At 35.9% G+C, this 14880-nt stretch carries 12 protein-coding genes; 10 read left to right on the plus strand and 2 right to left on the minus strand.

The window, feature by feature from the left end; genetic code table 11:
* The first annotated feature begins 181 nt into the window (after positions 1-181).
* The 4 genes from ICJ83_RS08965 (at position 182) to ICJ83_RS08980 (ending at position 3275) form a co-directional block, all read left to right on the plus strand.
* The gene (locus tag ICJ83_RS08965; protein WP_188230047.1) at positions 182-1222 is read left to right on the plus strand and encodes a hypothetical protein; all 1041 of its coding nucleotides are present in this window, start codon (positions 182-184) and stop codon (positions 1220-1222) included.
* Positions 1223-1306: 84 nt separating this feature from the next.
* Positions 1307-2071, plus strand: a complete 765-nt coding sequence (locus ICJ83_RS08970) for a membrane metalloprotease (RefSeq protein ID WP_188230048.1) — start codon at positions 1307-1309, stop codon at positions 2069-2071.
* 29 nt (positions 2072-2100) lie between these two features.
* On the plus strand, positions 2101-2670 hold the full coding sequence (locus ICJ83_RS08975; RefSeq protein WP_188230049.1) for an outer membrane beta-barrel protein: 570 nt from the start codon (positions 2101-2103) through the stop codon (positions 2668-2670).
* Between the two features lie 149 nt (positions 2671-2819).
* A complete protein-coding gene (locus ICJ83_RS08980; protein WP_188230050.1) occupies positions 2820-3275 on the plus strand; it encodes a hypothetical protein in 456 nt (151 codons plus the stop codon).
* A gap of 57 nt (positions 3276-3332) precedes the next feature.
* Here ICJ83_RS08980 and gyrB read toward each other — a convergent pair whose 3' ends face one another.
* The gene (gyrB, locus tag ICJ83_RS08985; protein ID WP_188230051.1) at positions 3333-5282 is read right to left on the minus strand and encodes a DNA topoisomerase (ATP-hydrolyzing) subunit B; all 1950 of its coding nucleotides are present in this window, start codon (positions 5280-5282) and stop codon (positions 3333-3335) included.
* A gap of 416 nt (positions 5283-5698) precedes the next feature.
* Here gyrB and ICJ83_RS08990 point away from each other — a divergent pair, with 416 nt between their 5' ends.
* The 6 genes from ICJ83_RS08990 to ICJ83_RS09015 all read left to right on the plus strand — a co-directional run bounded on the left by ICJ83_RS08990 (position 5699) and on the right by ICJ83_RS09015 (position 14261).
* A complete protein-coding gene (locus ICJ83_RS08990) occupies positions 5699-6964 on the plus strand; it encodes a porin (protein WP_188230052.1) in 1266 nt (421 codons plus the stop codon).
* A 287-nt stretch (positions 6965-7251) separates the two neighbouring features.
* On the plus strand, positions 7252-7521 hold the full coding sequence (locus tag ICJ83_RS08995; RefSeq protein WP_188230053.1) for an Asp-tRNA(Asn)/Glu-tRNA(Gln) amidotransferase subunit GatC: 270 nt from the start codon (positions 7252-7254) through the stop codon (positions 7519-7521).
* A complete protein-coding gene (locus ICJ83_RS09000) occupies positions 7521-8921 on the plus strand; it encodes an amidase family protein (RefSeq protein WP_188230054.1) in 1401 nt (466 codons plus the stop codon). Before ICJ83_RS08995 ends, ICJ83_RS09000 begins: the two co-directional genes overlap by 1 nt.
* Positions 8921-12256, plus strand: coding sequence for a bifunctional amidotransferase subunit GatB/aspartate--tRNA ligase AspS (gatB/aspS, locus tag ICJ83_RS09005; RefSeq protein WP_188230055.1), 3336 nt, complete (start codon positions 8921-8923; stop codon positions 12254-12256). Before ICJ83_RS09000 ends, gatB/aspS begins: the two co-directional genes overlap by 1 nt.
* A 139-nt stretch (positions 12257-12395) precedes the next feature.
* Positions 12396-13607, plus strand: coding sequence for a low temperature requirement protein A (locus ICJ83_RS09010; RefSeq protein ID WP_188230056.1), 1212 nt, complete (start codon positions 12396-12398; stop codon positions 13605-13607).
* A 126-nt stretch (positions 13608-13733) separates the two neighbouring features.
* Positions 13734-14261, plus strand: coding sequence for a DUF2911 domain-containing protein (locus ICJ83_RS09015; protein ID WP_188230057.1), 528 nt, complete (start codon positions 13734-13736; stop codon positions 14259-14261).
* A gap of 75 nt (positions 14262-14336) precedes the next feature.
* On the opposite strand, the gene ICJ83_RS09020 is transcribed toward ICJ83_RS09015, so the two are convergent.
* Positions 14337-14879: a DUF4252 domain-containing protein gene (locus ICJ83_RS09020; protein WP_188230058.1), complete on the minus strand. Its 543-nt coding sequence runs from the start codon at positions 14877-14879 to the stop codon at positions 14337-14339.
* Position 14880 lies beyond the last annotated feature (1 nt).

Genomic DNA, 14880 nt, shown 5'->3' on the forward strand with positions numbered 1-14880 from the left:
GGGTAAAATATTTTTAATCCCTTAGTATCTAGGCGCAGCAAGATATTAAAATATGATGAAATAAATTATTTTTGAACTTTAATAAAAAAATGAGTAGGGTAAATTTTAAAGCGGTTGTCTTACTCTTAGAAACGCAAAATAATTTGCTGTGAAAAAGAAAAATTAACCCAAAATTTAAATCATGAAAACATTAAAATTTATCACATCATTAGTTTTAACCGCTTTGTTAACATTAACCTCATGTCAAGATGAAATTAGCGAGGAAAGTGGATTGAATCCTAACACGAATACAGCTAACTCTGCCGCCACTAACAATTTTAAACGTACCGCTATGTACGATGGCAGTTTCGATGATTTTTTAGATGGCATGTCATGTTCATCGGTTCTTTTCCCTGTAACGGCTACAATAAACAACACCGAAATCACGCTATTGAGTCAATTAGATTACACCACAGTCATTAATATTTTAGGTGAATTTACCAATGACGATGACGCTGTTGTTTTTAAATTTCCTATTCGAGTTAAATTAAGTAACTATACAGAAGTAGAAATTAAGAATCAAAGTGAATACGATGCGTTAATGGAAACCTGCAATGAAGCAGAACAAAATGCTGAAGACGCTATTAATTGTTTAGAGATTGATTACCCGGTAACTGTTTTAACCTTTAATATTAATGCCGAACAAACGGGAAGTTTTGTATTACAGTCTAATCAAGAACTTTACAGTTACATGAACAACATGAATAACGACGAAAGATATAGCATCGAATATCCTTTTACAGCTACAGCAAATGGAGACAGTGTTGTTGAAATTACCAGCGATTTAGATTTACAAACTCGAATTGAAGAATGCTCGGCTACCGAAGATACTATTGAAGAGGCTGAAGAAAACGCTAAAAACCTTGAAGTTATTCTTGCTGACTCTACTTTTAAAATAGAATCATTAATTGTAGCTGGAATAGACACAACAAATGAACTTGTTGATTATACTATCGAATTTTCTAACGATTTAACTGTTATTGCCAAAAACACCACAGAAACCGTACAAGGCACCTACATGGTTAGCTCCGAATTAGACGTTATCCTAGCTATTAATTTTACTGGAAATACTCAATTAGAAATACTAAACAATAATTGGGTAGTAAAAAGTTTTAATGAGAACCAAATCACATTGGAAAGCTCTACAACCACAGCTATAAAATTGATACTAACAAAAGTTTAAATCGCTAAAACAGCAATCATATACCTATTAAAACAGCTACCACAGCGGGTAGCTGTTTTTTAAAAAAAACTTATATTTACGGCCATGAAGCACAAACTACTCCTACTACTTTGCCTTACATTAGTATTATCGGCCTGTACAAAAGATGACAGCTCTACAGAAGCAAATTTAAAAGCTGCAAACAAACAAAGTACAGGTAGCTCAGCGAACGATATTCTTTCCGATGACACATACAAAAGCATAGTTATAGAACTTGTGTATGTTGAAGGTTACGCTCCAACAGAAACTGCAATAAATAATTTTGTGAATTTTTTAAAAGACCACACCTACAAACCTAATGGTATTACTGTTGAAGCACGTGCCATTGCATCTCCAGGAAAATTAACATTTACTACAAAAGAAATTGCTGAGATAGAAGAGGAAAACCGAACCCTTTACAATTCAGAAAATCAAATTGCAATATGGATGTTTTGCGTTGATGGAAAATCGGATCAAGATGATGGAGACAGCATTATTTTAGGTACAGCATATAGAAACACATCATTCGTTATTTTTGAAGAAACTATCCACAGCTACAGCGATAATCGTTTTGAACCCAATAGAAGTACTTTAGAATCTACCGTAATAAATCATGAATTTGGTCACATTTTAGGACTTACCAACTTGGGCACCCCTATGACCGAAGACCATGAAGATCCTGAACACAAAAAACACTGCGAGGTCGAATCCTGCTTAATGTATTGGGCTGCCGAAAGTACGGCTAGCCTTGGTAATTTAACCACTGAGGGGACAGTACCTCAACTGGACCCACTTTGCATAGCAGATTTGCAGGCTAACGGCGGTAAATAAAAACTCCAATTCTTTAAAACCTACATAAAATGAAAAATTTATTTTTTACAATCATTTGCGCTTTAATAATATCATTAAACACGAATGCTCAAGACTCCAATTTTGGAATTAAAGGCGGCTATAATTTAGCTGCAGTAAGCTATGACAACGATTATGAAACAGGACAACGACATGGGTTTCATATTGGAATTTACGGTGAATCTGGTATTAATGAAAACCTAGCCCTACAGGTTGAGTTTCTATATTCTCAACAAGGGTACCAGTTAGAGAACAGTAATGCTACGTTTACGCAAAAATTAGATTATTTGAACCTGCCTTTATTATTAAAACTTTACCCTACTAATAATTTCTATTTAGAGGCTGGTCCGCAGGCTGGCTTAGCAATTTCCCACAAAGAAGAATATGAGGGTAGTTTTTTTAATGCTACTCAAGAAATAGATCCGGATAATTTTGATTGGGGTATAAATCTTGGTGGCGGATTTAAAACCGATAGTGGTGTCTCCCTGGGAGTGCGTTATCACCTAGGTATGGGTGATATTTACGACGATGGCAATCCTAAAAACCGAGTATGGCAATTTTCAGTAGGATTCGATTTTTAAAAGTCAAATATTAATCACTTAATAAAAAAGTTAGCCAAAAACGGCTAACTTTTTTGTTTACGCTTAGTTTAAAGGTAGGGTAAAATGAAGTAAAGGTGTCTTAATTATGAAAGCGTTCAGTACGCATTAAACATTTAAAAATTAGCACTATGAAATTAATTCAAACAACAACACTTTTAATAGTATTAAGTATTTCGGTTTCTATACATGCCCAAGACAATCCCAAAGAAAAACAATCAAAACCAGACAAAACCACATATTACAAAACTCGAGCGATTGAAGACGCTAAGTTTGAGCAATCCTATAAGGCAGAAAATAAAACTGAAGCTGAATTGTTCTGGGAATCTCAAGAAGCTTATGAAAACAATTTAAAAAAGCGGGACAAAAAAGCTTACAAAGCTTATATGAAAGGCAAACAAGAGGCTTATGCGGAGCACTACAAACATTGCGACCAGCATTGCCATCACAGCAATCATTATTACCATCGTGCCACCATGTATTATTACGGATATCACGACCACTACTACTACCACAGCCCGCGAAGAAGAACCCTATCTACAAAAATTAATTTAGGAAGTTCAGGCTTAAGATTAGGTGTATTTTAATAAAACAAAAAAGGTCGCTTAGTTAAGCGACCTTTTGAAATTTATAAATACATTGATTTATGCATCAATGTTGGCATAAACCGCGTTTTTCTCAATAAACTCTCTACGAGGTGGTACTTCATCTCCCATTAACATAGAGAAAATTCTATCGGCCTCAGTACCATTGTCAATTTGAACCATACGTAAAGTTCTAAACTCCGGATTCATGGTGGTATCCCATAACTGCTCGGCATTCATCTCTCCAAGACCTTTATATCGTTGAACATTTACACTTCCTCCAAATTCTTCAGCAATTCTGTCTCGCTCTTTATCATTCCAGGCATAAGACTTTTTATTACCTTTTTTAACTAAATATAAAGGTGGCGTAGCAATATACACGTGACCTTCTTCAATTAGTTCCTTCATATAACGGAAAAAGAACGTTAAGATAAGTGTTGCAATGTGGCTACCATCTATATCGGCATCACACATAATTACAATTTTATGATAACGTAATTTAGATAAGTTAAGTGCTTTACTATCTTCTTCTGTTCCTATGGTTACCCCTAAAGCAGTGAAAATATTTTTAATCTCTTCGTTTTCGAATACTTTGTGAGACATCGCTTTTTCAACATTCAAAATCTTACCACGTAAAGGTAAAATAGCTTGAAACGCACGGTCACGACCTTGCTTAGCCGTACCACCTGCTGAATCTCCCTCTACAAGGAAAACTTCACATTTTGCAGGATCCTGTTCTGAACAGTCACTTAATTTACCAGGTAGCCCACCAATACTCATTACGGTTTTACGCTGAACCATTTCACGAGCTTTTTGAGCTGCATGACGTGCCTGAGCTGCTAAAATTACTTTTTGCACAATGGTTTTAGCATCGTCCGGATGTTCTTCTAAATAATCGGCTAACATTTCAGAAACCGCCTGACTTACACAAGCCGAAACTTCACGGTTACCTAATTTGGTTTTTGTTTGCCCTTCGAATTGTGGTTCAGCAACTTTTACAGAAACAATTGCTGTTAAACCCTCACGAAAATCGTCTCCGGCAATGTCAAATTTTAATTTATCTAACATCCCCGATTCGTCGGCATATTTCTTTAACGTATGTGTTAACCCACGACGGAAACCTGATAAATGCGTTCCTCCTTCATGCGTGTTAATATTATTTACGTAAGAATGTAAATTTTCTGCATAAGACGTATTATAAACCATAGCTACCTCAACAGGTACTCCATTTTTCTCACCTTCAAACGAAATAACATCATTCATTAAAGGCTCACGAGTGGCATCTAAATACTTTATAAATTCCTTTAAACCTTCCTCTGAATGGAACGTTTCTCCTTCAAATTCGCCATCTTCTTTTTTAGCACGTCTATCAACTAAATGAATGGTAATTCCTTTGTTTAAATAAGCTAATTCACGCATTCTACTCGCCAACGTGTCGTAACTATACTCTAACGTTTGCTGAAAAATAGTTGGGTCTGGCTTAAAGGTAACAATCGTTCCGCGTTTATCGGTTTCTCCTGTGTTTTTTACTGGATAAAGCGATTTACCACGTTCGTACTCTTGCTCCCAAACTTTTCCATCTCTATGTACAGTAGCTTTTAAATGTTCTGACAGGGCATTAACACAACTTACACCTACCCCGTGTAAACCACCGGAAACTTTATATGAGTCTTTATCGAATTTACCTCCAGCACCAATTTTTGTCATTACAACCTCAAGCGCAGAGATACCTTCTTTTTTATGTAGATCAACAGGTATACCACGACCGTCATCTTCAACTGTAATGGCGTTATCTTCATTAATGATTACAGTAATATTGTTACAGTGTCCGGCTAATGCTTCGTCAATCGAGTTATCGACTACCTCATAAACCAAATGGTGCAATCCTCGTACTCCTACATCACCAATATACATTGACGGACGCATACGCACGTGCTCCATCCCTTCTAGAGCCTGAATACTATCCGCTGAATAGCCGTGCTTATTAAATTCTTCTTTTGCTTCGCTCATATTTCGAAATTATCTTAAATTTTAATTTAGTTATTCCATAAAAAAATGACGCCTTGGCATCATTTTCCGTAGACAAACAAATATACGAAATAAGAAGGCTTTCAAAAAGCATTTCATGGACTTTATAAAGAAATTATCAACAATTGTTAATTACAATAAAACGTCTTAAATCGCTTAAAAATAGCCTTAAAATTGATTTTACTGATTTTTTACAAATTAATAAAAATCATTTTAAGCAAAATCCAACAGCGGCGTTTTAATGCCTTTTTATAATCGCTAAAAACTCAAAAACCACATTCAATTTCTTCAAAAGAAACGCTAAAATTTCTAGATTCAACATCAAACCTGATGTTTATCACATTTTCATTGTTTTGATAACAATAACTTTGAGTAATTATTAATAACTTGTTGTAGGAATGAAACGAACAAACCTTACTTTCGGATTATATTTTTTAATTGTACTATTACTGCCTTATTTTGCAGTGAGTCAGAACGACTCACCTTTTAAACCCACTTTTAACTGGAATATTACTTCACAATTTTGGTTAAGATATTCCGAATTGAATGAAGGTTCATTAATTCATGGCGAACCAACATCTGAATTTTTTGATATTTCTATTAGACGATTGCGGATCCCGATTGCTTCTCAAATCACACCCAAAATTTATGCTTATGCTATGTTTGGTGGCAATAATTATAATTTTAAAGGCGATACGTTCCCCATTGGGGTATTAGATTTATACGTTGAATATTCCTTTGCCAAATATTTTGAAATAGGTTTTGGAAAGTCGGGTTGGCAAGGCTTAAACCGATGGAACATTCGTTCCAGTAAAACCTTAATGGGTTTAGATTCCCCCCTGTTTACTTTAAACTCAGTAGAAATCAATGATGACATAGGTCGCTTATTTGGGTTTTGGTTTAAAGGTCATGCTGGTAATTTTGACTATAGAATGACATTTAACCGTCCTTTTTACGTTAAAAACATTCCTAACGGCACTGTAAATTTTGCCAATAATAAGCCCAGAGTAAAAACTTCGGCTTATGTAAAATATCAGTTTTTCGAGCATGAATCTAACAAATCGGCTTACCAAACAGGTACTTACCTTCAAAAGAAAAAAGTATTTAATATAGGAGGTGGTTTTCAATACCAAGCTGAAGCCATGAGCGATGGCGATGCTAACCTTGAAGACACCAATATTTATGATATTTCACATTTTGCAGCCGATTCTTTTTTAAATCTACCGTTATCGAATGGCAATGCTATTACAGCATATTTAGGTTACTACGATTATAATTTTGGAAAAAACTACATTCGTAACGTGGGTGCTAATAACCCAACAACGGGAGGCGGAACCGACTTTAACGGTTCGGGAGTTGCTTTTCCTATGATTGGTACCGGAACAACATGGTACGGTCAATTTGGCTATGCTTTTAAGGAAGCTCAGGTTCTAAGTCTTCCAACGATTATTCAACCCAATATTGCCATTCAGCACTCCAACTGGGATGCTTTAAATGACAACATGACCGTTTACGATTTTACTGTAAACTTTCTAATACATGGTTCACATGACAATAAAATTAGTCTAGGGTACCAGCATCGTCCAATATTTGATGAAGCTTCATTAGATCAAAAAGACTATAAAGGTATGGCCGTGCTGCAATATCAGATATCCTTAAAATAAATCATGTTTTATAAATTTAATTCAAACATCAGTTTCGTTATATAAATAACAAATTAGCTTTAACTTTTTTAACAATTCAACAATACATATAAGGATACTAAAAAAAATAATGCATAGTATTTTAATTCTCTCTATATTTGAAAGCAAGAAAAATAAATGAGAACAAATAATAACAATAATAATTTCAATAATCCTAATACATAGGACAGGAAGGTTATTGTTTAAAATATATGTAAAAAGCCTTCCAAATTCGGAAGGTTTTTTTTTAACCTAAAAATTAAAAAGACATGAGTAAAATTATGACCGTCGACATATTGTCGAGTATTAAAGGAGCACAACCCAGTGAGGCTGTGAATAAATTATTTGAAGTCATTAAAAATGCTCAAACAACAAATAATACCTCTTTTAACAATAATCGTAATCATTGTCTATCGTTAAACGATTTAAGAGAAGACGAAGTGATTGAAAGTTCTGCCATCGAAAAGCAAATCATTATTGAAAACTTTCCTAAAGAAAAAAATGGCTATTTAGTTGTTTCTAAAATTATAGAAGAATAATGGAATCTCAGATATATAAGTTACACCAACAACTCATTAACAAAGACATTTCTTGTGTTGATTTGGTTACCGAAAAGCTGAACGCTTTAAAAGAAAATACAAATAACACTGTAAATGCTACATTAGATGACCTGGCTCTTAGCTTAGCCAAAAAGGTAGATACTAAAATTGCTAATGGCAAAACCATCGGATTGTTAGAAGGTATTCCATTTGGTATAAAAGACGTGTACATGTTGCAAGGCACAACTACCACCGCGAGTTCCAATTTACTTAAAAACTACAAATCGGCCTATACTGCAACAGCTATTGAAAAACTGCTTGATGCTGGCGCTATTCCTATTGTAAAGGAAAACTGCGATAGCTTCGGTCATGGGTCGTCTAGTGAAAACACCATTTTTGGCGCGGTTAAAAATGCGATAAACCCAAACCTGGTAGGTGGTGGTTCCAGTGGTGGTTCTGCGGTAAACGTGGCTAAAGATTATACCGTATTTTCAATTGGTGGCGATACTGGAGGTTCTGTGCGCCAGCCGGCTGGTTACAACCATGTTTACGGTTTAAAACCCACTTACGGACGTATTTCTCGCTACGGATTAATGGCTTACGCGTCGTCTACCGACTGTGTGGGGCCTATTGCCAAATCAGTGGAAGATATTCGGATTGTTTTAAACGTAATGAGTGGCAAAGATGTTAAAGATCAAACCACTTACACTTCCGCGGAAATTAACGCTGAAAGTATTACAGATGCCTCTGAAATTAAATCGGTTGGTTACTTTAAAAACTTTATTGAAAGTGATGCTATCGACTCTAAAATAAAATCGGATTTCTTAAAGACTATTGAAAAAATTAAAGCTAAAGGTATCGAAGTGAAGGAACTCGATTTCTTCCAGTCAGATATTTTGGTTTCAACGTATTACACCTTAGCCATGGCCGAAACGGCATCTAACCTATCACGTTTAGATGGCTCGAATTACGGTAACCGTATCGACGATAAAAACCTGAAAGAATCTTACGCTGTAACACGTTCCGAGAATTTTTCAGAAGAAACTAAACGACGTATAGTTGGTGGAAATCAGGTATTATCGCAAGGATTTTCAGATGAAATTTATTTAAAAAGTTTAGCGCTTCGTGATGCAATTTCAGAAAATTTTGAGGATGATTTTAAGGATGTGGATATTATATTATCGCCCGTGACACCTAGCACACCGCCCGAAATTGGTAACAGTTTAAAAGATCCGCATGCCATGTATTTAAGCGATGCCTATACCGTTGGATTTAGCCTTGGGCAACTACCAACGTTAACCGTTCCACAAGGTACCGAAACAGGCTTACAAATTACTGCCGCAAAAACGAAAGATGAACTTGTTTTGAAGTTTGCTAACTTCTTAAAAGATACAATATAATGGAATTAGAACAATTAGACGCACTTTTAAAAGCCCACGAATTAGAGTTGGTAATCGGACTAGAAACACACGTGCGATTAAATACAAAAACTAAACTTTTTTGTTCTTGTCCAAATCAGGAAATTGAAACACCAAACCAGAATATATGCTCGGTTTGTACAGGACAAATGGGCGTTTTACCAGCTGTAAATAAAGAGGCTGTAAAAAAAGCGATTTACTTCGGAAAAGCCGTAAAATCAACATTTTCCAACGAGGTTATCTCTTGGGACAGAAAACACTATGAGTACCCAGATAACCCTAAAAACATACAAATTACGCAATTTCACAACCCGATAATTCCAGATGGTCAAGTATCGTGTTTCCGTAACGATGGCTCGCAGTTTACCGTTAATCTAACTCAGGTTCATATTGAAGAAGATGCCGCTAAATTAATGCACGAAAAAAATGTGTCGCTAGTCGATTTTAATAAAGCAGGTGTGCCGCTCATTGAAATTGTTACCGAACCTTGCATTCGTCATATAGAAGATGCTTCAACCTACGCACAATATATTCAACGCATTGTTCAGAATTTAAAAATTTCTGAAGCCAACCTTGAAAAAGGCGAGTTTAAATCGGATGTATCGGTGTCGCTTCGCAAAAAACACAGTTACGCATTAAATCCGCGTACCGAAATAAAAAACCTGAACTCCTTTAAGTTTATGGTTGATGCGTTAAAGGAGGAAGTTGAAAAGCAACTAAACTACTATTTGGAGCATAAGGAATTCAGACCAGACCAAACCACTGTGCTTTGGGATGCCGATTTAAAGCAAACCAAAACCATGCGTAAAAAGGAATACGAGGCTGATTACCGTTTTATATCGGAACCAGATCTTCCCTTTGTTTGCATAAAAGATGTGGTCGAGTCTATAGATGTTGATGTAAGTTCGTTGCCATTTGCTGTAGAATCCATTTTAATTAAAGGTGGTGTTTTACCACAAGATGCCAAATTTTTTACGGCAGACTCCCTGCGTTCTGAAACTTTTATAGCGATTAATGATGTTATTAAGGATCCGTCGTTTGTTGCTAAAACTTTAACCAACAATATTAAACCCGAAGAATATGGCGATATTCACCGCGTTGAGCATTTAATTGAAATTTTTCAGCTGTTTAAATCTGAAAAAATCACGTCGGTGTTGGTTCAAAATGCAATTACCGAATATTTAAAAGACAGGCATTTCGATTATAATCAGTATTTTGAGGAAAATACCATTTCCGAGGATAAAATCCAGAATGCGATTGCTAAAGTGATTTCAGAAAATGAAGTAATTGCCAGCGATATAAAAGCTGGAAACCAGGGAAAAGCAGGTATTTTAGTTGGAAAAGTAATTGCTATAATAGGTAAAGGTGCTTCCGGTAAAGTGATTCGTGAAGGCATACTAGCGGCTTTACAAACCGATAAAACTGCATCTAATACTATAGCAAGCACGGTAAAAACTAAAGCTGAAGCACAAAATTCAACTAAAAAGGAACAGGAAGAAGTATTACCCGAAATTCCTTTAGTAATCAAAGAAGACTATCGTACCCATTTAATTACCGATATAACCGATGATAGCATTTCCCAAGGCGTAACGTTTGCTGGATGGGTAGCGAGTGTACGTGACCATGGCGAACTCATTTTTATTGATTTACGCGATTCGAGTGCCGAAAAATTTCAGGTGCGCTTAAGTCGTGAATCCTTCCCGAACTTAGACGAATTGGTACGCTTAAAACCAGAATCGGTAATTACGGTTTCAGGGACTATTGTGCAACGTAAAGAAGATGACTACAATCCTTCTTTACGAACTGGAAAAATAGAATTGGAAGCCACCGAATTGGATATTTTAAACTTATCACGAACGCTTCCCTTTGAGATAAAACGTGCTACAAAAACGAATGAAAACACCCGTTTCCAGTATAAATATTTAGATCATCGTAACGACGATGTTCGTCGCACGATTGTAAACCGACATAAGGTAATTAAACTGCTTCGTGATATTTTAGATGAACAAAATTTCCTTGAAATTGAAACCCCTATTTTAAGTGCCGGAACCGACGAAGGTGCACGTGAATTTATTGTTCCATCAAGAAAGCAGGCAGGAGCCTTTTATACGCTTCCACAAGCGCCACAGCAGTTTAAACAAATGCTAATGGTTAGTGGTTACGAAAAATACTTCCAAATTGCTCGTTGTTTTAGAGACGAAGATTCTCGAGGCGACCGCCAGCCAGAATTCACACAGCTGGATATTGAAATGGCTTATGCCAGCATGCAGCAAATTATAGATTTAAACACTAAAATGTTTAATGAAGTGGTTACCAAAATTTACGGGAATAAATGGAAACTGCATCCGTTTGAAGTGCTTACCTATAAAGAAGCAATGGACAATTATGGTTGCGACCGCCCCGATTTGCGTTTTGGATTAAAACTTCAGGATATTACCAATATTGTTAAAGATACGACCTTTCAGGTATTTAGTAAACCTATTGAAGAAGGTGGTATTGTAAAATGCATTAAAGTGACTGCCGAAGAGCAGGGTAAAAAGCGTTTATCGAAAGGGCAAATCGAAAAACTTACGGCTATTGCCCAACAGCACGGATTAGGCGGTTTAGCTTATATCATTGTTAATGAAAATGATTTGCAATCGCCAATTATTAAGTTTTTAGGTGAAGACATTGCCGCCCGAATTATTGAAACCACAAACGCTGAAGTTGGTGATATTGTATTCTTCTCGGCAGCAGATTATGCAACAGCTAATAAAGCTTTAGATGCGGTAAGACAGGAATTGGGCAGCATGCTGAAATTAATAAATCCGAGAGAATTGCGCCCAGCTTGGGTAGTCGATTTTCCGATGTTCGAGAAAACCGATGAAGGCCGATGGACATTTACCCATAACCCATTTTCGATGCCTGCCGTTTACGATATTGAAAAACACATGAATGGCAAAGACGAAGAAATCGGGTCGATTATCGCTCAACAATACGATTTAATTCTTAACGGTTACGAAATTGGTGGCGGCTCCGTACGTGCGCACAAACCTGAAATTCTAGAAGCCACTTATCGAAATATGGGCTACAACAAAGAAGAGATGATGAAAAGTGTAGGCACTATGTATAAATCATTCCATTACGGAGCACCGCCACATGGTGGTATTGCCTGGGGTGTAGACCGATTAATGATGATTTTAGAGAAGAAAACTTCCATTCGCGAAGTGATGGCCTTCCCAAAAACTGGTACCAGCGAAGATTTACTCTTTGGTGCACCTTCTATGCTTTCCGATAAAAAAGTGGAAGAAATGAACGTTAAGATAATGAAGAAATAATTACAAATCATTATTCACAAATAAAAAGCTCTCAGGTATCCTCGAGAGCTTTTTTATTTTATTGGCAATTGTCTATCTTTCATCAGTAAATATCAAGAATAGAACAAAGTAACATTACCAATACACGAATCAAATGAAGATGAAAAAACTAAAAATGCTGGGACGCAATTACAACGATACTCATCGAGCCGCAACCCCATTAGAACTCTTTTTCGATTTAATTTTTGTCATTGCTATCGCGTCGGCAGCAAGTAATTTACATCACCAATTAGCCGAACACCACATAGTAAATGGCATTTTTGCATTTTTCATGAGTTTCTTCTCTATTTGGTGGGCATGGATGAACTTCACTTGGTTTGCTTCGGCTTATGACACCGATGACACCCCTTTCAGGCTCACTACCTTTTTACTTATGTTTGGCGCCTTAATTTTTGCTATTGGCATAAATGATTTATTTTCTGATAGTACGCGACCTTTTATTTCCGTATTAGGCTTTGTTATAATGCGTATCGCTATGGCTATCCATTGGCTAAGAGCCTCATTTGAAGACCCAAAAAACAAAATCGTTTGCCTACGGTACGCCTTCGGAATTATTTTCGCTCAACTATGTTGGGTATCCTGGGTGTTTTTACCAGCACATATGCGTTTTTACATGTTTTTCGTCTTTATGCTCGTTGAATTAGCCGTTCCGCTTTATGCTGAAGGCAAACAACTTGCTACGTCATGGCATCCGCACCATATTGCAGAACGTTATGGACTATTAATAATTATTGTTTTAGGTGAGGGTTTATTAGGTACATCAAATACCATAGCGGGTTTATTAAAAAATGATCTGCCTTGGGCCTCGGTGGTCATACCATTGGGATTAACAACTGCTTCTATTATTTTTGCTCTATGGTGGACCTATTTCGAATTACCTTGGGGCAAAATTTTAAAGCATAACAGAAACTTTAAATATGCCTTTATCTATGGTTATTTGCACTTTTTTATTTTTGCTTCTTTAGCTGCCGTTGGAAGTAGCCTTGAATTAATTGCCGATAGTACTCAGGCATACTACAGCAATCACATAACTGCTGTACATAACACATCTCCTTTATTTGCTGTTACCGCATTATCAACAAGCATCGCCATCTATTTAATTACACTTAGCATTTTACGTCTTGCCCTAATCGGAAACACATGGAATAATTGGTTAGCACTAGCCACAAGTTTAATAGCTGCGATCATTCCTGCAATTTCAGTTCTAATAGGCTTAGAAATAATATGGGCACTTGCTCTAACATCAATTTGCATTATACTTTATATTTCTTTCTGTAACTGGAATAAATGTAACTATTATCATCAGGCTTAATTAAAACAAATTCAAATTAAACAATTTCAAACTTTAACAGTCTAATTAAATAATTACAAAAACTTTAAGAATATATCGTCTTATATTTAAATATCAATTATTGACTTACAACTAAAAACCAATTTTATGAAAAAATCAACCTTAATTTCAACGCTAGCGCTAGCATTTATTATGTTTATCTCTGTAAATGTACAGGCTCAAAAATTTGCAAAACTAGACAAGAGCCCATTAGACATTTCATATTACAGAACCAATAGAAACGTACCACCAATGGCGAAAGTTATTTATAGTAGACCACAGTTAAATGGTCGCGCATTAAGTACTTTGGCTCCTAATGGTAAGGTTTGGCGGACAGGTGCTAATGAAGCTTCAGAAATTAAATTTTATAAAGATTTAGAATTCGGAGGAAAAACGATAAAAGCCGGAACTTATGCTTTATATACCATTCCGGGAGAAAAAGAATGGACTATTATTTTAAGTTCAGATACTGATGCCTGGGGTGCTTACAACTATAACGAAAGTAAAGATGTTTTAAGGGTAAAAGCACCTGTAACTAAAGGAGAACCTGTTGAGGCTTTTTCAATCGCTTTTGATAATGATACTATGTATCTGGCATGGGACACTACCAGAGTGGCTGTTCCTGTTAAAGGATAATAATTTAGTGTAAAAGTAATACTGGTTAAAACTACTGAGAATTTTAAAGGTCTCCAGAAGTTTTAACCAGTTTTTTTATTTAAAGAAATTCATAACATTTTCAACCTGCTCTTGGTCGATATTTGCATCTTTTAATACCCCGGCAAGCGTCATTAATTTTTGCGGATTCATATCGTCTCCCAACACGCGAGCAATCCCGAAACCAAATTCTTTTGAACTTCCAAAAATTACAAGTTCGTCTGCTTCATCATCGTCGCCTATATATTTTAAAACAAACCGACTTCCACGATCGCTAAATTCTATAAGATCGTTGTATTTATCGTCACTTAAAATAGATTTCACCTTATTAACTTCTGCTTGATACGATGCTAAATTGGTGGTATCTGATTTAAATCCTAAAAAATTTAATCGATTTACAGAATTATAGGCTTCTTTTTGTTCTTCAGAAAAACCAGAGGTATCGATATTTAACATAGAAATTGGAATATCCTGAGAAATAAAACTATCGGCTTCCTGATGATCTACAAAGTAACTTTGCAAGCTGGTTGAATTACCACAACTAGCTAATACTAGTGCGGCAAAACAACCTGTTAATATTAATTGAACTGTTCGTTTCATG

The organism is Aestuariibaculum sediminum (assembly GCF_014596945.1).
GTDB lineage: Bacteria > Bacteroidota > Bacteroidia > Flavobacteriales > Flavobacteriaceae > Aestuariibaculum > Aestuariibaculum sediminum.

Coding starts and splice junctions, on each gene's coding strand:
- ICJ83_RS08965 (WP_188230047.1), top strand. CDS start 182: ATGAAAACATTAAAATTTATCACATCATTAGTTTTAACCGCTTTGTTA.
- ICJ83_RS08970 (WP_188230048.1), top strand. CDS start 1,307: ATGAAGCACAAACTACTCCTACTACTTTGCCTTACATTAGTATTATCG.
- ICJ83_RS08975 (WP_188230049.1), top strand. CDS start 2,101: ATGAAAAATTTATTTTTTACAATCATTTGCGCTTTAATAATATCATTA.
- ICJ83_RS08980 (WP_188230050.1), top strand. CDS start 2,820: ATGAAATTAATTCAAACAACAACACTTTTAATAGTATTAAGTATTTCG.
- gyrB (WP_188230051.1), bottom strand. CDS start 5,282: ATGAGCGAAGCAAAAGAAGAATTTAATAAGCACGGCTATTCAGCGGAT.
- ICJ83_RS08990 (WP_188230052.1), top strand. CDS start 5,699: ATGAAACGAACAAACCTTACTTTCGGATTATATTTTTTAATTGTACTA.
- ICJ83_RS08995 (WP_188230053.1), top strand. CDS start 7,252: ATGAGTAAAATTATGACCGTCGACATATTGTCGAGTATTAAAGGAGCA.
- ICJ83_RS09000 (WP_188230054.1), top strand. CDS start 7,521: ATGGAATCTCAGATATATAAGTTACACCAACAACTCATTAACAAAGAC.
- gatB/aspS (WP_188230055.1), top strand. CDS start 8,921: ATGGAATTAGAACAATTAGACGCACTTTTAAAAGCCCACGAATTAGAG.
- ICJ83_RS09010 (WP_188230056.1), top strand. CDS start 12,396: ATGAAAAAACTAAAAATGCTGGGACGCAATTACAACGATACTCATCGA.
- ICJ83_RS09015 (WP_188230057.1), top strand. CDS start 13,734: ATGAAAAAATCAACCTTAATTTCAACGCTAGCGCTAGCATTTATTATG.
- ICJ83_RS09020 (WP_188230058.1), bottom strand. CDS start 14,879: ATGAAACGAACAGTTCAATTAATATTAACAGGTTGTTTTGCCGCACTA.